At 36.4% G+C, this 21,681-nt stretch carries 20 protein-coding genes; 13 read left to right on the top strand and 7 right to left on the bottom strand.

Annotated elements, in window-relative coordinates; translation table 11 throughout:
- Positions 1-12 precede the first annotated feature (12 nt).
- Complete coding sequence (locus SOM16_RS04745; protein WP_320462845.1) at positions 13-2,082, bottom strand: TonB-dependent receptor; 2,070 nt, start codon at positions 2,080-2,082, stop codon at positions 13-15.
- Between the two features lie 177 nt (positions 2,083-2,259).
- Between SOM16_RS04745 and SOM16_RS04740 the strand changes: the two genes are divergently transcribed.
- The 10 genes from SOM16_RS04740 (at position 2,260) to SOM16_RS04695 (ending at position 11,742) form a co-directional block, all read left to right on the top strand.
- Entirely contained in the window at positions 2,260-3,189 is a 930-nt protein-coding gene (locus tag SOM16_RS04740) for an AraC family transcriptional regulator (protein WP_320462844.1), read from the top strand.
- A gap of 125 nt (positions 3,190-3,314) precedes the next feature.
- A complete protein-coding gene (locus SOM16_RS04735) occupies positions 3,315-4,409 on the top strand; it encodes an MBL fold metallo-hydrolase (protein WP_320462843.1) in 1,095 nt (364 codons plus the stop codon).
- Positions 4,410-4,460: 51 nt separating this feature from the next.
- Positions 4,461-4,823 (top strand): hypothetical protein, encoded by a 363-nt coding sequence (locus tag SOM16_RS04730; RefSeq protein ID WP_320462842.1) that lies wholly within the window; start codon positions 4,461-4,463, stop codon positions 4,821-4,823.
- A gap of 51 nt (positions 4,824-4,874) precedes the next feature.
- Positions 4,875-5,669 carry a hypothetical protein gene (locus tag SOM16_RS04725; protein ID WP_320462841.1) on the top strand — a complete coding sequence of 265 codons (795 nt, stop codon included), beginning with the start codon at positions 4,875-4,877 and terminating at the stop codon, positions 5,667-5,669.
- Complete coding sequence (miaA, locus tag SOM16_RS04720; RefSeq protein WP_320462840.1) at positions 5,670-6,587, top strand: tRNA (adenosine(37)-N6)-dimethylallyltransferase MiaA; 918 nt, start codon at positions 5,670-5,672, stop codon at positions 6,585-6,587.
- Positions 6,588-6,712: 125 nt separating this feature from the next.
- Complete coding sequence (locus SOM16_RS04715) at positions 6,713-7,216, top strand: hypothetical protein (protein ID WP_320462839.1); 504 nt, start codon at positions 6,713-6,715, stop codon at positions 7,214-7,216.
- Between the two features lie 178 nt (positions 7,217-7,394).
- Positions 7,395-8,987: a hypothetical protein gene (locus tag SOM16_RS04710; RefSeq protein ID WP_320462838.1), complete on the top strand. Its 1,593-nt coding sequence runs from the start codon at positions 7,395-7,397 to the stop codon at positions 8,985-8,987.
- Between the two features lie 156 nt (positions 8,988-9,143).
- On the top strand, positions 9,144-9,692 hold the full coding sequence (locus tag SOM16_RS04705) for a hypothetical protein (protein ID WP_320462837.1): 549 nt from the start codon (positions 9,144-9,146) through the stop codon (positions 9,690-9,692).
- 96 nt (positions 9,693-9,788) lie between these two features.
- Positions 9,789-10,319, top strand: a complete 531-nt coding sequence (locus tag SOM16_RS04700; RefSeq protein WP_320462836.1) for a DUF3347 domain-containing protein — start codon at positions 9,789-9,791, stop codon at positions 10,317-10,319.
- 133 nt (positions 10,320-10,452) lie between these two features.
- A complete protein-coding gene (locus SOM16_RS04695) occupies positions 10,453-11,742 on the top strand; it encodes a citrate synthase (protein ID WP_320462835.1) in 1,290 nt (429 codons plus the stop codon).
- Positions 11,743-11,814: 72 nt separating this feature from the next.
- Here SOM16_RS04695 and SOM16_RS04690 read toward each other — a convergent pair whose 3' ends face one another.
- The 5 genes from SOM16_RS04690 to SOM16_RS04670 all read right to left on the bottom strand — a co-directional run bounded on the left by SOM16_RS04690 (position 11,815) and on the right by SOM16_RS04670 (position 16,959).
- Entirely contained in the window at positions 11,815-12,942 is a 1,128-nt protein-coding gene (locus SOM16_RS04690) for a DUF3667 domain-containing protein (protein WP_320462834.1), read from the bottom strand.
- A 20-nt stretch (positions 12,943-12,962) separates the two neighbouring features.
- A complete protein-coding gene (locus SOM16_RS04685; protein WP_320463218.1) occupies positions 12,963-14,348 on the bottom strand; it encodes a nucleoside permease in 1,386 nt (461 codons plus the stop codon).
- 172 nt (positions 14,349-14,520) lie between these two features.
- Positions 14,521-15,135 (bottom strand): bifunctional nuclease family protein, encoded by a 615-nt coding sequence (locus SOM16_RS04680; RefSeq protein WP_320462833.1) that lies wholly within the window; start codon positions 15,133-15,135, stop codon positions 14,521-14,523.
- Positions 15,136-15,186: 51 nt separating this feature from the next.
- Positions 15,187-16,155 (bottom strand): electron transfer flavoprotein subunit alpha/FixB family protein, encoded by a 969-nt coding sequence (locus SOM16_RS04675; protein ID WP_320462832.1) that lies wholly within the window; start codon positions 16,153-16,155, stop codon positions 15,187-15,189.
- Between the two features lie 66 nt (positions 16,156-16,221).
- Positions 16,222-16,959, bottom strand: a complete 738-nt coding sequence (locus SOM16_RS04670) for an electron transfer flavoprotein subunit beta/FixA family protein (RefSeq protein WP_320462831.1) — start codon at positions 16,957-16,959, stop codon at positions 16,222-16,224.
- Positions 16,960-17,021: 62 nt separating this feature from the next.
- Here SOM16_RS04670 and SOM16_RS04665 point away from each other — a divergent pair, with 62 nt between their 5' ends.
- Both SOM16_RS04665 and chrA read left to right on the top strand, forming a co-directional pair.
- The gene (locus tag SOM16_RS04665; protein ID WP_320462830.1) at positions 17,022-17,357 is read left to right on the top strand and encodes a tetratricopeptide repeat protein; all 336 of its coding nucleotides are present in this window, start codon (positions 17,022-17,024) and stop codon (positions 17,355-17,357) included.
- A 139-nt stretch (positions 17,358-17,496) separates the two neighbouring features.
- The gene (gene chrA, locus SOM16_RS04660; RefSeq protein WP_320462829.1) at positions 17,497-18,714 is read left to right on the top strand and encodes a chromate efflux transporter; all 1,218 of its coding nucleotides are present in this window, start codon (positions 17,497-17,499) and stop codon (positions 18,712-18,714) included.
- Between the two features lie 321 nt (positions 18,715-19,035).
- Here the strand turns inward: chrA and dnaB are convergent, their stop codons facing one another.
- The gene (dnaB, locus tag SOM16_RS04655; RefSeq protein ID WP_320462828.1) at positions 19,036-20,616 is read right to left on the bottom strand and encodes a replicative DNA helicase; all 1,581 of its coding nucleotides are present in this window, start codon (positions 20,614-20,616) and stop codon (positions 19,036-19,038) included.
- A gap of 296 nt (positions 20,617-20,912) precedes the next feature.
- On the opposite strand from dnaB, the gene rlmB reads away from it, so the two are divergent.
- A complete protein-coding gene (gene rlmB, locus SOM16_RS04650) occupies positions 20,913-21,680 on the top strand; it encodes a 23S rRNA (guanosine(2251)-2'-O)-methyltransferase RlmB (RefSeq protein ID WP_320462827.1) in 768 nt (255 codons plus the stop codon).
- The last annotated feature ends 1 nt before the right edge of the window (position 21,681 follow it).

The following is a 21,681-nucleotide window of genomic DNA, read 5'->3' as shown; positions in this document are numbered from 1 at the left end:
AATTGTTAACGATTAAATTTTATTCCAGTTAAAGCTTAGGCCCAATACATAAGAGCGACCATAACTCAATGGAACGGGCTCTCCGCCGGTACTGTGCGCGCCTCCAGACGCAGTTGATGTATTGTTTAACTGCGTTACATTGAAAACATTTTTAACTCCAGCTGTTAGCAAAAATGATTTATAGATGGTTTTATTAACCATTAAGTCTGCAAAGTTGAATGATGAAATTTTAGTAGGTATATAAGATAGTGTTGCATTACTACTATTAGTTTGGAAGCCAAGCTTTTCTCCTGTGTACTTGTAAAACAAGCTAACGTTAGCTTTGATCTTTGTAACGGTATAGGTGAGGTTTGCCGTAACTTCCGGCGACCATAATATTTGCTTGCCCGTAAAAGATTCATCATCTGAATAAGTATGAAAAGAGCCAATGTATGAGAAACCAATGTTAGCCTGTAAGTTTTTTATTGTTAGCGTATTATCTAATGTTGTTCCAACGGTTTTGAAATTACTGATGTTCAATAAGGTAGTTCTTGAATTGTCTGATGGATCCGTACCAAAATCAATCTTATTCTTAAATTTATTAAAGAAACCAGCTAGTGCTGTCCGAAAACTAAGTTCTTTATTCTTTACACCTGACCAAATAACAGATCCGTTGAAGCTGTTAGATTCCTCCGCTTTTAGATTGGTGTTTCCGTAAATACTATGGCTCGCATCAACAAAATCATAATATAATTCGCGCAGGGCAGGCGATCTGAATCCTTTCGCATAACCTAATCTAAGATCAATGTTTTTCGAAAGCTGAAACTTAGTATTTAATGATGGTATTACTGGTGCATTATAACCGGAATTTTCGATTAGTCTTAATCCCGGCCGGATATTGATCACATTACTTAATTTAATTTCTGACGATAGGAAAAAAGCAAGGTCATTGATTACCGGCGATCCGCTAATTCGCTGGCCGCTGGCTGCATCCCTGTTATATTCAAATCCAGGCTGAAAAGATACCATATCAGATAACTTATATATCGCTGTGGCCCTAAATATGGTAGTGTTAAATTTTGCAGTATCCTGCTCACCAGCACCACTGGTAAGTTTTTCCGTATTATTAATAAAATTATGATTAACCGTTCGTGTAGATCTTTCCAGATTGGTGTAGCCAGCAATAGCTGATATGTTTAATCTTTGATTGATTTTCCATTCAGATTGTAACTGGTTGGTATAACGTTTAGTGGTATAGGTAGCCAGTTTTCCTTCGAAAGTATTAGGATTTATTCCAAACCTGGCATCGATGGTTTCGTTTACGGCATCAAGGCGGTACCAAATGTTGAAGTTATCATTTGCATAACTAATTTTGGTGTTACCTAACCATTGTTCTTTAGGTTTCCATTGGTTTTTCCATTGATTAAATTCTTGAAGAAAGGCATCTTTCGGAGCCATATTCCAGCCACCAAATTCCTGGTGCGAAATACCCGCCAAAGCACTCCAACCTTTATTTTGCCAACTTAAGCCTATGTTTTGATTATGCAAGCCAGCACCTGTAAGGCCAGCATATTCTTTTCCGGCCGTTTCTTCCTGGATGCGGGCATTAATGCTTAATAAAGACTTTACAGCTGTTTTAGTAATAATATTAATTACGCCAGCCAAAGCATCACTTCCATATACTACAGACATGGGGCCTTCTACAATCTCAATTCTTTCAACTGTGTTGATATCAATCTGGCCTAAACTTTCCCGCGCATCAGAACGATCAACCATCGGCACACCATCAAGCAGAATTTTAACATTTCTTCCAGACATTCCCATCAACGAAACGTCTGTTGTGCCAAGAGTAAGATCGTTAGAGAATCTAAATCCAAGTTCAGTATTTAATACTTGTTGAATATTTGTGGCAGCCCGGAGCCTTATTTTCTCCGCACTAATCATCCTGAAATTGTAAACCGAATTTTTTAAAGATTGCGGTCCGTATTGTCCGGTAACCACAACATCCTTCAAATCATTTGCTTTTGCCGTATCAATCTTAATGTCTTGTGCGAGCGCAAAAGATCCAACAAGTGTAAAAGCAATTGATAAATATATTTTCATTTATTTAGACTAATTATAAATAATTATGCAAATTTGTAGATAATCAACAAAACGAGATAACGCCATACGGATAATTAATGCCGTAATACGGATTAAAATGTTAAAGCAATATTTCGAGGAAGCGCTGAATTTGAAACAGCATGTTAGTGAGATGATTATTGGGGAATTATAAGAAAAATGAAAATCAAACTTCTAGAATATCACGCTCAAAATCTAGTTTACGAGAATACATCTGGCTGCAACTTTAATATAGCGGAAGACCTGTGTGAAAATGAGCAGGAAATTATCACCGAAAATTACCTGATCAATTTAAGCGAAAAATGGTTTGATGGGATTCACATCAGTACCGCAGAGATCGTCACTCAGCATACAGAGGACTTCTACTATGAATCTTCATTAAACCATATTGGATTTCTATTTTGTTTAAATGGCAGTATAGACTATTTTAACGATACGAAAACCAAACATTTACTCAGTCTGCATCAGAATCAGCAAAATATTTCTGCAGGTCAGCTTAATCGTGTGGTCTTCAACGTAACGGGGAAGGCCAGCTATACCTATATTCAATTAACGGAGTCGTATTTTAAGAAAATAGCCAGTCAGGATTTTGCAGAAAAAACCAATCTAATCTGCACTGACATAACACCTGAAATTGCCCTATTACTTCAGGCGTTAAATAACCATAAATACATGGGTAGGATAAAGCGTATTTTTCTGGAATCAAAAATATTCGAATTAATAGTTTTTTATCTGCAACAAGAAAGACCAGTTACCATACCCATTAAGGAAGAGGATGCTAAGAAAATATTTTTTGCAAAGCAACTTGTAGAAAGCAATTTACAACACCCGTGTTCCCTAATGGAATTATCACGGAAGGCTGGTATTAATGATTATAAGCTTAAAAAAGGTTTCAAAATATTAATTGGGCATACCGTTTTTGGCTACCTATATAAAATTAGGATGGAAAGAGCGCATTATTTTCTCCTTCAGGAAAAAAAGTCCGTTAATGAGGTCGCTTTTCTGGTCGGCTATAAAAACGCACAACACTTTATTACGGCCTTTAAAAAACATTACAAAATTTTACCAGGAAGCCTCAATAAGAATTAAGTATTTCTATATGTTAAGGCTCTTCGTCTATGTTTTGTAAGAATAGCGCAACAAATACTATAACATAGAAGAGCCTGCCCAATATCGTTTGGGCAATAGCTACATTAGCGCCATAATTTTTAAAAATGATTTTCCTTTATATTGTTATTGTCATCACACTTGTGGTGTTAATTATCATTAATTTGCCTGTGTTCGGGTGGCTGCCTGGTGGTTTGAGATTAGCTAAAATACAGCAGCTAGCAAATTACAAAAGTGGCGCTTTGCAGAACCTATCGGTAACTCCGATGCAGCCAGAAGGTGTTAGTTTCTTCAAGATCTTGAAGGCATTTTTTTTAGAGAAACATCCCAATAAAGTTCCTGACAAGAAACTGAAGATTGTAGAACCAGATTTAGATGCTTTACCCATCAATAATTTGCCTGAATTAATCTGGTTCGGACATTCCTCATATCTAATCAAAGTGGATAATTTACGGATCCTGGTCGATCCAATTTTTAGTAAAACACCATCGCCATTTTCATTTATAGGAAGTAAAGCTTTTCCGGGAACTGACTTTGTAAAGGCAGAGCAATTTAAGAATATCGATATTCTGCTTATCACACATGATCATTATGACCATTTAGATTATCAAACGATATTAACAATTGCACCAAATGTTAAAACGATTGTTACCTCTATTGGTGTCGGATCGCATTTAGAAAGATGGGGGATACCTGAAGATAAAATAAATGAACTTTGCTGGAATGAATCCATATCGATTACCAGTCATTTAAAATTTACTGCAGTGCCTGCGCGACATTTTACCGGAAGAAAATTTAAACGCAACCAAACCCTGTGGTCTGCCTTTGTTTTAGAAACAGAAAAATCAAAGTTTTTTCTTGGTGGCGATTCTGGATATGATACCCATTTTGCCGAAATAGGTAAAAACCATGGACCATTTGATCTTGCCGTTTTAGAGTGTGGCCAGTACAATACCTATTGGCCCTATATTCATATGTTTCCAGAGCAAACGGTAGAAGCTGCGATCGATTTAAAAGCAAAGGTATTACTGCCTGTACACTGGGCAAAATTCAGTTTGGCCATGCATCCATGGGATGAATCTATAAACAGGGTGGTGGCTGCTGCTAAAGAAAGTAAGCTACAGTTAGTTACACCAAGGCTAGGGGAGACTATCATTCTTGATCAATATTTGCCAGATGCAAAATGGTGGCAAGAAGAATAAACTTAAACAATAATCTCCTGATCGTGTTTATTTTTAAAAGTAAAGACGATTATGAAAACAGACCTTGTAGAAATATTTCAAACGATTAGAGCAGGAGTGCAACCTTATGCCACACGAGGTTACACCGTTCATGAGAATTCTGAAACAGGATATGATCTTTATAGCGAAAAGAACATCGAGGAAGCAGGTGAAAGAATTACAGAACGTTTTTTTATAGGGATTTACATTAATGGAGAAGTAGTAGAAGTTAAGCTAAATACAGCAGAATTTACTTCGAATACAAAAGATTTAAAAGAGTTTGGTGATGACAAGACCGGATATCAAATTTCATCACTAGATGATCAGAAATTAAGTGAAATACAAACCTTCATTGAAATTATCCACACCAACTTCAAAGAAAAAGAGTGGATATAACAATAGGATAGCTAAATTTGTAGCCAGCATTAAGCAGCTAAATTAGCACCCTTGAATCAACCAGCAGTTAATCAGCATATAGAATGGCATCATCAATTAAGATCCAGATTGGAGGATCTTAAAATTGAATGCCATTTTTCTTTGGATCAGGATTTTTACTTACTAACACTGGGCAATGGCAAACTGATGGTTAATCTCATTAGCCTTACAAATATAAAGCCACCTGAAAATCTTATTGATCTGCAAGCAAAGTATAAAAGTGCTGAAATCAAACTCATTCACCTCTGGGAAGATGTTTGGCTTAGCAGACCTTTACAAGTTGTTGCTAGAATTGAATCTTTATTGGGGCTGAATACTAGAATTCATGGCAGGAAAACTAAAGTACAGAAAATTACCAAGCCAATAGCTGATCATTTTATTAATCAAAACCATTTGCAGGGAGCAGTAAATAGCCGCTATAAATTTGGGTTATTTGAAAGGGAAGATTTAGTTGCTGTGGCTACATTTTCTGCGCTTAGAAATATGAATCATACTGAAAATTACAAATCTGCAGAATTAATCAGATTTGCAGTTAAGGCCGGTTATAGTGTTACGGGAGGTTTAAGCAAACTGATTTCTCATTTTTTGGTACTTCAGAAACCGACTGATATAATGACTTATGCAGACAGAGACTGGTCTTCGGGTGAAGCTTACAGTAACCTCGGCTTTTTACTAACCGCTACAATAGCGCCCAAACAATTTTCGCTTGATCAAAATTTTAACCGATCGCTAATCAAAGACACTTCAGTAGCTGCTGATGAAGTGGTTTTTAATACTGGAAGTCTAAAATTTATCCTGAAGTTCTAAATGGCCGACCAAAATCTAATCATTATCCTTGGCGCAACTGCATCTGGAAAAACAAAACTTGCGGTTCAGGTAGCTAATGAATTAAATGGCGAGATTATCAGTGCCGATAGTCGTCAGATTTTTAGAAAGATGAATATAGGTACTGGCAAAGATCTTCACGAATACGAAATTAATAACAAGATTATTCCGCATCACCTGATTGATATTTTAGATCCGGGAGAACGCTATCATGTTGACGCCTTTAAAAATGACTTCTACGATGCATTTGAATTAATTAATGGTAGGGGCAAGCAGCCTATTTTGTGCGGTGGAACAGGGATGTACATTCACAGTTTATTGCAAAATCAACAGTATACGGCAGTTCCCAATAATGCGGTGTTGCGAGCTGAGCTAGAAGTTTATGAGCAAGAACAATTGGCAATTAGGCTACATACTTATCCTCCTGCTCATATTGCACATGCAGATGTTTCATCAAAAAAAAGGTTAATCAGGGCTATTGAGATTGCAGAATACCTCCAAGACCACCATTTAGCAGAAAAAAAGTGGCCTGAGATTAAGCCAGTAATTTTTGGCTTAAAGAATCAGGTTGAACTAACAAGATCTAATATTTTAGCCAGACTTGAACACCGGCTCAAAAATGGAATGATTGAAGAGGTCTCTGAATTAATCTCAAGTGGTGTAGATAAGGAGATGTTAGTCTTTTATGGGCTAGAATACAAATTTATAGTCAGTTACCTCGAAGGTTTACTTACCTATGAACAATTAAAATTCAATCTCGGCATAGCGATTTGCCAATATGCTAAACGGCAAAACACCTTTTTTAGAAAAATGGAAAAAGACGGTGTAAATATCATTTGGCTCGATGCGGCGTCATCAACAGACTTATTAACAGCGTATATTTTAGAGAAAACCAAGTAATAACTTTAAACTCCTAGTAATAAGTCTGTTCATGGCTTAAACTCCTAATAGTTGTTTAATTCTAACTTTTGGCACATGTTTTGTAACAGTGCGGATATATTTATTTAACTTAAAAATAATATTTGATGAAAACTTTTACTAAAATTATTGCTACTTCAGCAGCTGTAGTGGCATTATTCTTTGCAACGAACGCTAACGCACAAACTCAAAAATTAGGAATCGGAATTATTGGTGGTATCCCGACCAGCGATATATATAGCGTGGCACTTGGCGCAGATTTGCGTTATCAGTTTGATGTTGATAAACAGTTATCAATTCCTGTAACTGCTGGTTACACAAACTTCTCAGTTAAGGACGAGTTCGGAGGAGGAAGTTTTGGTTACATCCCGGTTAAAGTTGGTGCGAAATATTTCTTTAATGATTCAGGAGCAGGTGTTTATGGTTTAGCTGAACTTGGTGCTGGTTTTGGTACTAACAAAGGTAGTGGAACTTCATTCGTATATTCTCCAGCATTGGGTTATGCATGGAGTAATGGTTTAGACCTAGGTGTTAAATATGAAGGTTTGGCTAGAGATGGTGCTAGCACTGGATATGTTGGCTTACGTTTAGCTTACGGTTTCAGTTTGTAAGAATCTTAAACTCAGATCTAAAAGCCTCAGCAATTTGCTGAGGCTTTTTTGTTTAAGTAAAAATGTATATTTAATAATACTTTATTATTTTTTTTATGTTATAGGCTTTGTATAATTAGATTTTATGTATTGCTTTTTTATTATATATTTGTTGTCTATTTTATTTAAACATTATTTTATGAAAAAAAACAAAACTAAACTAAAATTATTTGGAGCTATTGTATTGTCACTTGTAATTTCATGTAAAAAAGATTTGAGTAATTCACAAAAGGATTTAGAGATTCTACAACCTAAAAGCAAAACTGTTGAATTACAAACATCATTTGCTAAAATTTTAGCTAAAGCATTAAGTTCTGAGGAAGACCTAAGAGATTTCATCAGAGTGGAAAGCCTCAAAGAGTTTGATCGAGATAATGATATTTTATATCATCAAATTAAAGACGTAGAAGTGAGTAATGGGAAATCATTCAGATCAAAATTATTAAATTATACAACTGAAGGAGAATTAAGCAAAGTCGAGAGTGAGTTACCGCTGTTAACTATATTTGTTCCTACTCTTCCAAATTTTAATCCTATGGATTGGAATACAAAAACTGAAATACCAATGATAGCAGTATCTAACATGGATAAAATCGGTTCTGTTTCAATATATGACGAAAAAGAAGAAGAAATTAAATTAAATCCAGAACAAATTCCTGGATTTCCAGTTTTAGTTATTAAAGAAAATGAAAGAGTTATTGTTAAACGTAGTAATAATAAATTAGCTGTCAAGAACAATACAACAAAATCTTTATCTGGAACTTCAAATAATTATTCATATGAATTTATTGATGAAGCTTATGATGGAAGTTTAGTAGATAAATCATTAGGTATTAAAAGTTCTATTAGTTTATCTAAAGAACAGAATGGTAAAATTAGTAGATTAGCACCAGGCCCAAATTTATTAAATCCAAATGCTATTGATCAGGTTAATGTTGATGCTTATAATTCAGGTAATGAATGGCATCGAGATTATGTTTATTACGGTATAACATCCAGCAATCCTAACGGAAAATTTAGAAATTATTATAGTGAATATATTACATCATTTAAATTTTTAACGCCAAGTGCATTAGGAATAATTTCAGATCAAGACGGTGATCCTAGAATGAATAATTATTACGGGACAGGCACCTCAGCTCCAACAACTATGTGGACAGATGGTAATTTTGAATTTAGAATTTCTGTATTAATCAATGCAAAAAATGGATCAGGTAATGAGTTTGTTAGGCAGATGAGTGTACGGCCTACAGAATTGTTTGACTTACAGTATGAATTGATTATGGATGAGAAGTTTTTTAAGATTAAACTATATGAGTTTAGGAACGCGATTCCGAAAGAATACCATCCGAATATAGAATTATTGCCTTGGGATTTGGAAAATTACGGAACTGCTTGGAAATTTATATTTTATGAGGTAGATGGCACTCAAGAGGAAACAAAAAGTTATGAAAATACTACAACTTTTGCAACAAATTTTGAAATAAACAGTGGAGGTGACAAGACTAAAGTTGGTTTTAAATTTGGTGCATCAGCAACCACAAGTGAAAAAAGAACTTATAGTATTAAAACTATGTTGGGTTCAGATAACCTTGCTGAAGCTATCTTAACTTTTGATCAGCCAGTTATTATTGGTACATCTTCCAATAATTATATTACTCGCGAGATAACAAATGGTAATGTTTTAAGTATTAGTGTAGAACCGAGGAGAAATAATAGTGCTATTAATTAATATATTTCATTATCTCGAATAAATAACGGCCTCAGTTTTCGCTGAGGCTTTTTTTATTTATAATAATTTCTGAAAAAAATGAAAATAAATAAATCTGAATGAAATCGGTTTTCGTATATACCTCAAAACCTTATTAATTAACTTAATTTATCTAATATGAAAACGATTACTAAAATCTTCGCAACGGCAACAGCCGCAGTTGCAATTTTTGCTTCAACAAGCCTAAGTGCCCAAACAATGATGGAACCTGATCCAAATCCAGCTCCAAAAGGTATGGCTTTTAAAGTTGGTGTAGGATTAAATGGCGGTGTTTTTCGCGACAAATCGCCTATGGATTATGCATATGGAGCTGATTTAAAATTACAATGGGATCTATCGCCATATGTTGCGGTAACAGCATCAGGTGGTTACACTAAATTAATAGCTAAAGATAATGCAGTAGATGCAGATTTTATTCCAGCTAAAGGTGGTGTAAAGGTATTCCCGATTAAAAGAATGTATATAGCTACTGAAGCTGGTGCAGGTATTGCGATCCAGGATGGTGCAAAAACCAACTTTATTTATTCTGGTGGCATAGGATATGAGTTTGGCGGTTTCGATGCTGGTGTAAGATATGAAGGTTATGTGAATGATAGCGCATCAACAACTTATTTCAGAAAAACTGGTCAATATGCACTTAGATTAGCTTATAATTTCAAATTATAATTAAAGCATCATTTAATTTGAAAGCCCCGCAGTTTGCGGGGCTTTTTTTGTTTATTTAATATTTAATTGCCTATTTTGAACCGAAAACCAAATACCATGAAACGAATATTCGGAATTGCCATTTTTGCTACCTTATTGGCTTGTCATCCATCAGAAAAGAAATCATCAGCAAAGAACGATACACTTCAAAAAGATTCACTTAAGACTAATAACGAAGTTGCCATAAAAGATCAAAAGAAAAAGAAAATCTTTACGGAATATGTTGGTTTGAAGGATGCTTTGGTTAAAGCAGATGCAAAACTGGTACAAAAAAATGCTGCTGAACTGGAAAAAAGCCTGGCAGATTATGATGGTTGCGAACCTACTGCTGAGGTTGCCGGTAAAATTGCTACAACTGGAAACCTTGTAGACCAAAGAAAAAGTTTTACCATTTTGAGCGCTGATCTGATTGCATTGATGAAAAATGCTGAAATAGAAAAGGGAACGATTTATGTGCAACATTGCCCAATGGCCAATAAAGGAGACGGAGGAGATTGGTTATCAACAGAAAAAGAAATTAGAAACCCATATTACGGTGACGAAATGCTGGAATGCGGTAGAGTAACAGAGGAATTAAAAGCAAAATAGCGCGCATTTCAAAGTTAAATTCAGTATGATTGTTACGTCTTTTTGACTCATAATTCATATTAATTTAACAGATTTGTTATGCATGTATATTAATTTTATATAATTTAGAAAGCTATAAACACAATACAATAATATGTCAGATATTGCAGAAATTAAAGTTGATGGTAAAACGATAGAATTGCCAGTTATTACAGGAACAGAAGATGAAAAGGCCATTGATATTTCTAAATTGAGAGATCTTACTGGTTTTGTAACTTTAGATACTGGATTTAAAAATACGGGTTCTACCAAAAGTAAAATCACTTTTTTAGATGGTGAAAAAGGTATCTTAAAATATAGAGGATATTCAATTGAGGAACTTGCTGCAAAATCAAGTTTCTTAGAAGTAATTTATTTAATCATTTATGGAGATCTTCCGACACAAAAACAATTGGAAGATTTACAAACCGATATTAACAAGCATACTTTGATCCATGAGGATATGAAGAAATTCTTCGATGGCTATCCTTCGAAATCTCATCCTATGGGTCAGTTAGGTTCGTTAATTTTCTCATTGTCTACCTTTTATCCAGAATGTTTAAAGCCTAATCAAACGCCAGAAGAACAAGATTTAACGATTATTAAACTGTTGGCGAAATTTCCAACTATCGTTTCATTTGTTTATAAGAAGTCTTTAGGGAATCCGCTTATTTATCCTAAAAATAAATACGATTATGTAACTAATTTTCTATGGATGACATTCGGTCAGCGTACGGAAGATTATGATGTAAATCCAATCGTCGTGAATGCGATGAATAAATTGCTTATTCTACATGCAGATCATGAGCAAAACTGTTCGGCATCTACTGTTCGGATTGTTGGTTCATCTGATTGCAATTTATATGCATCTATTGCTGCAGGTATTGCCGCACTATGGGGACCATTACATGGCGGTGCTAACCAGGCTGTTATTGACATGCTTGAGTTGATCAAAGCTGATGGTGGCGATACTGAAAAGTGGATTAACAAGGCAAAAGATAAAAATGATCCTTTCCGTATGATGGGCTTCGGACACCGGGTTTATAAAAACTTTGATCCACGCGCAAAAATCATCAAGAAAGCTTGTGATGATATCCTAGAAAATTTAGGTATCGACGATCCGATCTTAGAAATCGCTAAAAAATTAGAAGAAGCAGCCTTAACAGATCAATACTTTATTGACAGGAAATTATATCCTAATGTAGATTTCTATTCTGGGATTATTTACAGAGCCCTGGGCTTCCCGTCAGAAATGTTCACGGTATTATTTGCCTTGGGTCGCTTACCTGGATGGATTGCTCAATGGAAAGAAATGCATGAAAACAAAGAGCCAATAGGTCGTCCACGTCAGATTTACGTTGGAGAAACTGACAGAGAATTTGTAGAGTTGAAGGATAGAAAATAATATCCAGATCCAATAAAATACCAAAGCCTCAGCATTAAGAATGTTGAGGCTTTTCTGTGCAAACCAATTGAGTTAAGCAATAAAGTAATAGATGGTTTCTGAGATTATTTTTTCTGTAATAACCAACGTTATGGCATAGAGTATAACAACCTGGAACATCTTCCATATCGTAGCACTTCTGCTGCGGTTATAAAATAATTTTAATGCCTTGTACATATACCAAACAATGGCGACAAAAACGATCACTCCGATAAAATTCGACGTTGCTGAATCAAGTCCAAACACGTGCTTTTTAATCGGACTGGTGATAATCTCTTCAATAAAATAGGCTGTCATTCCATGGATAGTAAAAATCAGGTGGTCCAGATAGTATTTCTTATTCTTACGGAAGATAATCATAATAAACATGGCCAGGATTGGCATCAGCAGGAAATACTGTTTTGGACGGTAATGTTCTATTTCTTCTTTCAAAGTCCATCCGGAAACCATTTTTTGATTGACCGTAATATCTCTTTTCTTGAGGGTTCGTTGAAGCCAGTTATCCTTTTCATTGGCAGAAAGTTTAGCTTGCCTGTTTAAATAAGATGTATAAGTACTGTCTTGCTTTATGATGTGAAATTTATTGTATTCTTCCAGCAAGTCAGCATTGAAATCAGAGGTTTTTGATTTGCTTTTGAGATCAGCGATAGCTTTTTCTTGTTCTTTAAACGTAAGATCTTTGAACTCGCTAAGCGAAATGTTGCTGTTAATGCGGTTTATGGCTGTTTTAGCGATTCCGCTTACTACGTTGTTTTCTCCGTTTCTGCTGGTGTCTATTAATTTAGATGTGGCTCTTTCAATTTGCTTCCTTTCTAGTTTGGTTTGGTGCTTTGATCTATCGCCCTCAACAGAAGCTTTAGGCACAACAATAAAATAGACGATGGATACGAAAATGTACATGCTCACCGGATTAATATACCGGGCTCGTTTTCCGGCAAGATAATCTAGTGTAACTTGCCCTGGTTTTGTGAGAAGCGGGGTGAGGGTTTGGAAAAACTTATTATCAAAGTGAAAATAATGAGCGATACTATGGCTGATGAACCCCCAGAAGCTTTCCTTCAGTTCTAAATTGGGTTGGCCACAACTGCTGCAATAATGCTTTTCTACATGTGCACCACAATTTAAGCAATTGTGTTCCTTTCTATACTTACCGGCTGACATAATGGGGTTTGAGATGTTAATTAATGACTGATGGCTTCAATAGCTTTTTCTTCAGCTTTGGTATGTTTGTGTTTAAATAATAATGCAAATAATACGGTGATAATTAAGGCATAAATCGTAAACGAAAGCCAGATATGGTGCCAGTCTTTCATTTGAATGGCTTTGTCGAATGTACCGTTGTTTAGGATGCTTATACCCTGACTTTTGACAAATTCTAGCAAATGATTATTTGTAGGTTCAGCACCCACAAATTCAGATGTAGCCTGAATAGTGGTAAAAGATTTGGTGAAATATTTGTCGATCATCCATCCAGATACCAAACTGCCAAATACGGCACCAAAGCCATTGGTCATCATCATGAACATGCCCTGTGCAGAAGACCTCGTTTTTGCTGTAGTAGAAGTTTCTACAAATAATGAACCGGAGATATTAAAGAAATCAAAGGCCATTCCATAAACCACACAAGATAAAATAATCATCCAAAGGTTGCCAGCAGGGTTTCCATAGGCGAAGAATCCAAACCGGAATACCCAGGCCAGCATAGCGATAATCATTACTTTCTTAATGCCAAAATGCTTTAAGAAAAATGGTATGGCCAGAATAAATAAGGTTTCAGATACTTGCGAAATCGACATAATAATGGTCGAATATTTAACCACAAAAGAATCTGCGTACTTTGGGAAATGTTTAAATTCATCGAGGAAAACATCACCATAAGCGTTGGTCAATTGTAAAGCTCCGCCCAAAAACATGGAAAAAATGAAGAACAAGGCCATTTTGTAGTTCGCAAATAGCTTAAAGGCTTCGAGCCCCAATGTATGCATAAGCGAAGCTTCTTCTGATATGAGTTTACTGGGTTTACATTTTGGTAAAGAAAATGCATAGATACCAAGTATCAATGCACCCGTTCCTGCTATATAAAATTGATTTGCACTTGCTTTGTTGTCGGTTAGATTTGTAATCCACATGGCCGCGATAAAGCCAACTGTTCCCCATACCCGAATAGGAGGAAAGTCTTTTACTACATCCAGATTGCCGGATTTTAAGGTCGTGTAAGAGATAGAGTTACTTAAGGATATTGTTGGCATGTAAAAACACATGGCTACCAGCATGGTCCAGAAAAAGGCATTCGGACTTTCAACCTGTGGCAGATAAAATAGCACGCCAGCATATAAAATGTGGAGTATTCCATATAGAATTTCAGCATTTACCCATTTATCGGCAATGATGCCAGTTAAAGTAGGCATAAATAGAGAGGCAAAACCCATGGTGGCGAAAATTGCACCAAACTGTGTTCCATCCCACTGTTTTGTTCCGAACCAATAATTTGCAATTGTGATAAGCCAGGCACCCCACACAAAAAATTGCATAAAGCTCATTAAGGTTAAGCGAAACTTAACATTCATCATATCGTTTGTTTGATTTTTGAAAGTAAAGGCTGAATATAGAACTAATTTGAAACATAATTCAAAAATAAACCCAAATTATGTTAAATAATTTGGGTTATTGCTATTTTTAGATTTTAATAAAAGAAATATCGAATTTAATTGCTCTAAATTAATTTTAGTTAGAAATACTTTACGATGTTCCACGTTTATTTAACTCATCTCGTAACCTTGCGGCTTTTTCATAAGCTTCTTCTGCTATGGCTTCTTGTAATTTTTGTTGCAATTCTTCTAAAGACAAATCTGTAAAGCCTTGCTGTTTTCCACTGCTTGGTAAACTATCAGCATCTGGTTCTTTTGCTATCGAATCCATATTCTCCAGAAATAAGAAGTCATTTCCTTCAATTACAATTCCCGCAGAAGATAAAATGAATTCGTAAGTATAAATCATGGCATCAAAACGTACAGCTAGTGCAATTGCATCAGATGTACGGGCATCAATTTCATGTTTATTTTTCCCGTCATTACAAATTAATTTTGCATAAAATACACCATCAACCAAATTATAAATAATGATTTCCTCAATATTGATATGGAAAGTATCAGCCATTGATTTAAATAGATCATGAGTTAGTGGCCTGCTTGGGGTCATTTTCTCAATTTCTATAGCAATAGCCTGTGCTTCAAAAGCACCAATAATAATAGGCAACCGCCTCCGTCCATTCACTTCTCCTAAAACAAGGGCATAGGCGCCAGACTGGGTCTGGCTGTAAGATAATCCTACAATGTCTAACTTAACTTTTTTCATATCTATATTTCAAACCTGGTAGGTTTTATAGCCTGCCAGGTTTAAAGATTTTTATCCTTTATGTGCTTTTAAAGCTTCAATTAATTGAGGTACTACCTCAAAAGCATCACCAACTATCCCGTAATCAGCAACTTTAAAGAAAGGAGCTTCAGGATCTTTATTAATCACTACAATTACTTTAGAAGAACTTACGCCCGCTAGATGTTGAATTGCTCCTGAAATTCCTATCGCAATGTATAAGTTCGGACTGATGGCGATTCCTGTTTGACCAACGTGTTCCGAGTGAGGTCTCCAATCTGCATCAGAAACTGGTTTGGAACAAGCTGTTGCTGCACCTAGTAATCCAGCCAGCTCTTCAATCATCCCCCAATTTTCCGGCCCTTTTAAACCTCTTCCAGCCGATACTACCAATTCTGCATCTGGTAAAGAGACTTTGTCAGTTGCCCTCACAATATCCTTGATAACAGTTCCAAGGTCTGATTGTTTAATATCGGCAACAAAGTCCTCAATTGCTGCATCTGTAGCATTTTCTTTAACACCAAAGGCATTTGGATTCAAAGCAATTACCTTCTTAGCAGAGGTTAGCTCGGTAATGGCAAAAGCTTTTCCTGAAAATGCAGTTTTCTTAACCGAAAACTTTCCATCAGTACTTGGTAATTCTACTGCACCATCTGCTAAACCAGCTCCAAGTTTTACTGCAATTCGTGGTGCTAAACCTTTACCTGAGAAAGAGTTAGATAAAACAACGATATCAGCGTTTTCCTTTTCAGCGGCGGCTGCAATGATGCTCGCATAAGCCTGGTTAACGAAAGTCTTTAATTGATCTGTATTTACATTTAATACTTTAGCTGCACCGTATTTTCCTAGTTCTTTTAGTTCACTTTCGGCAACGTCGCCAATTGAGATTGCGGTTAAGTTGGTTGATTGCTGATCTGCAATAGCTTTGGCATAAGAAATAGCTTCAAAAACAGATTTCTTAAACTTACCTTCAGCTTGTTCTACATATACTAATACTGACATATATTTATTTCTTAATCCTGATTGGATTGGTGTAACGATTTGATTAATTGGGTAATGAAAACAAAATTAGATTACTTTTGCTTCACTGTGAAGTAATCCGATAAGAGATGCTGTTTGATCTGCCGGTACCAATTTCACAGTTCCGCGTGGGGCAGGTGTTTCATATTTGGCAACCTTGGTTACTGCTTCAATCTCTACAGCGTCTACAACAGTTAAAGGCTTGGTTCTTGCACTCATAATTCCACGCATTGTTGGGATTTTTGGTTCTGCAACACCTTCCGCACAGCTGGCAATAAATTTACCTGATACCGTCACTACTTCTTTACCACCTTCAATTTCTCTTTCTATCGTTGCCGATGTGCCATCGAAGTCTAGTTTTTTAATAATTGAAATAGATGGAATATCTAAGAATTCTCCAACCATGGCTGCAACCTGGTTACCGTTGTAATCAATAGATTCACGACCGGTCAGGATGAGGTCGTAATCCTTATCTTTTGCGTACTCTGCGATCTGTTTGGCAACGAAATAGGCATCACGTGGAGCTGCGTTCACACGCACAGCTTCATCAGCACCAATTGCTAATGCCTTTCTAACCGTTGGATCGTTTGCTGCCTCACCTACATTGATTACCGTTATCGTTCCCTTACCACCCTCAGTAAGTTCTATTGCTCTTGATAACGCGATCTCATCATAAGGATTTACAATATATTGCACTCCTGCAGTATTGAATTCGGTATTATCGTTGGTAAAAGTTATTTTTGTCGTCGTGTCGGGCACGTTACTGATACAAACTAATATTTTCATATTTATTGAGATTTATATATAAGGTCTTTCTGCAAATTTAATTAAAAAAGCAAGGAAATAAAATGTCATCAACCCGTTTAGCCAAGTTATTGGAGTTTTTAGAAAGTGAACCTAACGACCCGTTTATTCTATATGCCTTAGCCACAGAGTATAACACTCAGAATGATAAGGAAAAAGCCTATTCTTTTTACCTTCAATTAACTGATAAACACCCTGATTACGTGGGAACTTATTATCATTTGGGTAAATTATACGAGAAAGATGGACAAAAAGAGAAAGCAATCGAAGTTTATGAGAAAGGAATGATAACCGCAAGAAACAAGCGCGATATGCATGCCTTTGCTGAATTACAAGGTGCATACAATACAGCTGCAGGTTTAGATTATGAGGATGATTAGTTTAGTTTGCAATTTATAGTGGACCGCTTCCCATTTGCAATTAACAATTCACAGCTGGTAATTTCAGTTTGTTGTATATTTGTTATTTATATTACACAATTACAGTCACTTAACATCAGCAATTAAATAATTACTTTAAATGCATTCCAAACCAATTTCAACTACAAAACGCTGGTTATTTATTCGCAATGTGGTGTTCTTTACTTTTACATCCTTTGGTGGTGCTCAAGCCCACCTGGCTTTATTATTAAAGTATTTTGTACACCATACCAAGTTTATTTCAGAAGAAGAATTATTAGAACTAAATGCATTGGCGCAGGTTTTACCCGGACCAGCCTCTACGCAAACCTTGGTAGGAATCGCCTGGAAAGTTGGTAGACTGAAATTGGCAATTATTACATTTCTCATTTGGATTCTTCCTACGGCAACGGTGATGACGCTGGCCGCAATCAGCTATGCATTGCTGGATCAGAAACAAAAATTTAATGACATTCTCGAATACATTCAACCCATTGCCTTAGGTATTGTAGCTTATGGTGCGTGGAAATTAGGAAAAAAAGTACTTTCATCCCAGGTTTCAATATTTTTAGCCGTAGCTTCAGTAGTGGCAACATTTGTTCTTCGTAATGCGTATGTTTTTCCGCTGGCCATTTTAGTAGGAGGGATCATCTCTTCAGCAATAGAAACGCCACGAGAAGAAACAGAATTAAGAGTGAAGTTATTTTCAAACCTTAATCCGCGCAAACTAATCTACTTTTTAGGAGCCTTACTGGTATTTGCATTGGTAGGTGCCATCATTAATCGAACATCTCCATTTAGCTTACCTATTCGTTTATTAGAAAATTTCTATCGTAATGGTATTCTTGTTTTTGGTGGGGGGCAGGTGCTTGTTCCTTTAATGTTCACCGAATTTGTAGAAATGAAGCATTATTTACCATCAACAGGTTTCTTATCTGGCTTTGCGCTTCAACAGGCACTTCCCGGACCAACGTTTTCCTTTACCAGTTATCTGGGTGCTTTAAGTATGAAAAATTTCGGCTATGGAGTATGGGGACAAGTACTTGGTGGTTTAATCGGGGTTATTGGCATCAATTTACCAGGTTTAATTTTGGTTTTATTTATCGTTCCTTTTTGGGATGATTTGAAAAAAATTTCCAGGATCCGCCATAGCCTTTCAGGAATTAATGCAGTAAGCGTCGGCTTCATTATCGCGGCATTTATCCTGTTGCTTATTCCTATGGGGTTTAACTGGTTATTTTTAGGGATTATGCTATCAACTTTTCTATTGCTTAATTTTACGAAGATTAGTCCGCCGGTAATTGTTTTGGCGGGGATTTTAATTGGATATGTTTTTTAAGTAGTAATTTTTCCATTTATCGGTTGGTGTATCACAAAATGAAAATTCACGTTTGTGATTTCATTTTATGACCGATTGATTGATGAAACTTAGGCTGGTTGGTGTATCACCAACCATTAGGTTAAAGGTGCTATTCGACAGATCAAAATGATCGATGGAGATTTATATACTGCTACTGCGGAAATCACCTAAATCTGCGGGAATTATTTAATTTCCATTTTTCTGTTAGTGTTTTACCATCAGAAAATTATAGCGATATGTCGATGAGATAAAACTTAAGTTGGTTGGTAAGAAAACAACAAGTAGATTAATGATTAAAATTTAAAACGGCGGATCATCATCATCGTGCATATCATTTCCCCTGGAAGGCATGATGATCGTGTTCCCCTGAGGTCTTGGATTATTAAAATTATCGAATGACTGCGACGGCGTTATCCCGGCACTGGAATCTCCAGATCCCAACATTGGTGAATTAAAATCTTCTTCTAAATCCGTAAACTTCACAAACTTACCAATAAATCGAAGTGGCACAATTCCGGTTTCACCATTACGGTGTTTTGCAATAATAACTTCACCAATACCCGCTTGAGACCGTCCTTGTTCATCTTCTGTAATTCCATAATATTCCGGACGGTATAAGAATAGCACCATATCCGCATCCTGCTCAATAGATCCAGATTCCCTCAAATCAGATAGCATTGGGCGCTTGCCTTGCAAACCTGGCCTGCTCTCTACCGCACGACTCAACTGCGAAAGTGCCAATACCGGTACGTCTAATTCCTTAGCTACCGATTTTAAAGCCCTGGAAATACTACCAATTTCCTGCTCACGGTTACCTCCACCTTTTCCTTCTCCCTTGCCATGCATCAGCTGCAAATAATCTACAATAACCAATTGAATGTCGTATTGCGATTTTAATCTTCTGCATTTTGCTCTAAATTCAAAGATATTTAGTGCAGGAGTATCATCAATCAGTAAAGGTGCTTCTGTTAAACGGCCAATTTTACTGTGCAGTTGTTGCCATTCCCATTCCTGTAAATTTCCTTTTCTGATTTTTTCCTGCTCAATTTCGGCTTCCCCGGAAATCAAACGATTTACTAACTGAACTGAAGACATCTCCAGTGAGAAAACAACAGTTGGTTTTGCAAAATCTACCGTAGCATTCCTGGCACAGGTAAGTACGAAAGCCGTTTTTCCCATCGCCGGACGTGCAGCAATAATTACTAAATCTTGCTTTTGCCAGCCACCAGTAATTCGATCTAAACCGGTAAAACCAGTAGGAACACCTGTTAAACCATCTGTTTTAGTTCTTAACTCCTCTAGTGTTGCCAATGACTGCTTGATGATATCATCCATTTTCTGGGTATCTCTACGCAAGTTGTTTTGGGCAATATCGAATAATCCCTTCTCTGCATGATCAAGTAAATCGAAAATATCGGCAGTATCTTCGTAAGCGGTGGTAATAATATCAGTAGAAATCCGAATTAGTTCCCTTTGAATGTATTTTTGGGAAATGATTCTTGCATGGAATTCTATATTAGCTGCTGATGCAACCCGGTTAGTAAGATTGGTAATGTAGTAGGCACCGCCCACCATTTCTAATGAGCCCATTTGGCGAAGCTCTGCCGTTACGGTTAAAATATCTACAGGTTTAGATTTTTCGAAAAGCATATGAATGGCCTCGAAAATCTTTTGATGAGATTCCTGATAGAAAACTTCTGGTTTCAAAATATCAATAACAGCAGATAAAGCGTCTTTTTCAAGCATGAGGGCTCCTAAAACAGCTTCTTCCAGATCCAAAGCCTGTGGAGGTAATTTCCCCATGGTACTTACTGTGCTGGTTAGTCGTGCTTTTCTCGCTGTTAAACTGTTTTTTCCACCTTGTCCGTTATCGATACTCATTCTACAAAAGTAACGAAAAGTTTAGCGGATTTAGTGAACAAGTTACTAGCAGTTTCTTAACAAACTGGAAGTGAATAAATTTAATTTCATGAAATGAGGAAAGGAATGTGCTGCCTCTTTACGCTTTTATGAAACGCTGCTCATTCCCCTATCAATTTTCTGGAATGCAGTTTATCCCCATTTATCCTTTCCCGATTTCCCATTCCGTTATACATTTAAACATTGAATTTTCTCAATTAAATAAATTTCATCCGCTTTGATTTAAAAACAATTACTTTTGCAAACAATTTCGAAACATGGATAATTTTAGAAGACCGCAACGCGCAAAAGAAAATAATGAGTTTGTATTTGGCATCAGAGCCGTTATTGAAGCAGTGAAAGCTGGAAGAGATATTGAAACGATTTACCAGCAACGCGGTTTGGGTGGAGACCTTTTCTTAGAATTGAAAGCTTTATTAAAAGATACACTTATCCCGTTAAATGCTGTTCCTGTGGAAAAATTAAACCGCATGTCGCAGAAAAATCATCAGGGAGTTATTGCGGTGATTTCGCCCATTACTTATCAAAATATTGAGGATATCGTTCCTGCTGTGTTTGAAAAAGGAGAAGTACCCTTAATCTTAATATTAGATAGTGTTACTGATGTACGTAATATGGGCGCTATTGCACGTACTGCGGCCTGCGTTGGGGTACATGCCATCGTAGTGCCTTTAAAAAATGCCGCTCAGATTAATGCAGATGCCATCAAAACTTCGGCAGGTGCATTATTTAATATTCCAATTTGCCGACATGCCAATCTTCATAAAATTTGTCTGTATCTGCAAGATAGTGGCTTACAGATTGTAGCTTGTACGGAGAAAACTAGCGACTTGATTTATTCGCCGGATTACACGATGCCAACAGCTATTGTAATGGGATCTGAAGATGAGGGAATATCAAATGACCTTTTACGTGTTGCAGATCATTTGGCAAAAATTCCGATGGCAGGTAAAATAGAATCGCTGAATGTTTCTGTTTCAGCTGGAGTAATTTTATACGAAGCGGTAAGGCAGCGAAGCATTTAAA

Origin of the sequence: Pedobacter sp. CFBP9032, from assembly GCF_034045265.1 — a bacterium.
Lineage (GTDB): Bacteria > Bacteroidota > Bacteroidia > Sphingobacteriales > Sphingobacteriaceae > Pedobacter.
This window is presented reverse-complemented; position numbering and strand designations above follow the sequence as displayed.

Bases quoted from the DNA above. Each gene is read 5' to 3' on its own strand.
- SOM16_RS04670 (WP_320462831.1), bottom strand. From the start codon at position 16,959: ATGAAAATATTAGTTTGTATCAGTAACGTGCCCGACACGACGACAAAA.
- SOM16_RS04730 (WP_320462842.1), top strand. From the start codon at position 4,461: ATGAAAACAGACCTTGTAGAAATATTTCAAACGATTAGAGCAGGAGTG.
- SOM16_RS04735 (WP_320462843.1), top strand. From the start codon at position 3,315: ATGATTTTCCTTTATATTGTTATTGTCATCACACTTGTGGTGTTAATT.
- chrA (WP_320462829.1), top strand. From the start codon at position 17,497: ATGCATTCCAAACCAATTTCAACTACAAAACGCTGGTTATTTATTCGC.
- SOM16_RS04715 (WP_320462839.1), top strand. From the start codon at position 6,713: ATGAAAACTTTTACTAAAATTATTGCTACTTCAGCAGCTGTAGTGGCA.
- rlmB (WP_320462827.1), top strand. From the start codon at position 20,913: ATGGATAATTTTAGAAGACCGCAACGCGCAAAAGAAAATAATGAGTTT.
- dnaB (WP_320462828.1), bottom strand. From the start codon at position 20,616: ATGAGTATCGATAACGGACAAGGTGGAAAAAACAGTTTAACAGCGAGA.
- SOM16_RS04695 (WP_320462835.1), top strand. From the start codon at position 10,453: ATGTCAGATATTGCAGAAATTAAAGTTGATGGTAAAACGATAGAATTG.
- SOM16_RS04740 (WP_320462844.1), top strand. From the start codon at position 2,260: ATGAAAATCAAACTTCTAGAATATCACGCTCAAAATCTAGTTTACGAG.
- miaA (WP_320462840.1), top strand. From the start codon at position 5,670: ATGGCCGACCAAAATCTAATCATTATCCTTGGCGCAACTGCATCTGGA.
- SOM16_RS04745 (WP_320462845.1), bottom strand. From the start codon at position 2,082: ATGAAAATATATTTATCAATTGCTTTTACACTTGTTGGATCTTTTGCG.
- SOM16_RS04705 (WP_320462837.1), top strand. From the start codon at position 9,144: ATGAAAACGATTACTAAAATCTTCGCAACGGCAACAGCCGCAGTTGCA.
- SOM16_RS04675 (WP_320462832.1), bottom strand. From the start codon at position 16,155: ATGTCAGTATTAGTATATGTAGAACAAGCTGAAGGTAAGTTTAAGAAA.
- SOM16_RS04710 (WP_320462838.1), top strand. From the start codon at position 7,395: ATGAAAAAAAACAAAACTAAACTAAAATTATTTGGAGCTATTGTATTG.
- SOM16_RS04665 (WP_320462830.1), top strand. From the start codon at position 17,022: ATGTCATCAACCCGTTTAGCCAAGTTATTGGAGTTTTTAGAAAGTGAA.
- SOM16_RS04690 (WP_320462834.1), bottom strand. From the start codon at position 12,942: ATGTCAGCCGGTAAGTATAGAAAGGAACACAATTGCTTAAATTGTGGT.
- SOM16_RS04680 (WP_320462833.1), bottom strand. From the start codon at position 15,135: ATGAAAAAAGTTAAGTTAGACATTGTAGGATTATCTTACAGCCAGACC.
- SOM16_RS04700 (WP_320462836.1), top strand. From the start codon at position 9,789: ATGAAACGAATATTCGGAATTGCCATTTTTGCTACCTTATTGGCTTGT.
- SOM16_RS04685 (WP_320463218.1), bottom strand. From the start codon at position 14,348: ATGAATGTTAAGTTTCGCTTAACCTTAATGAGCTTTATGCAATTTTTT.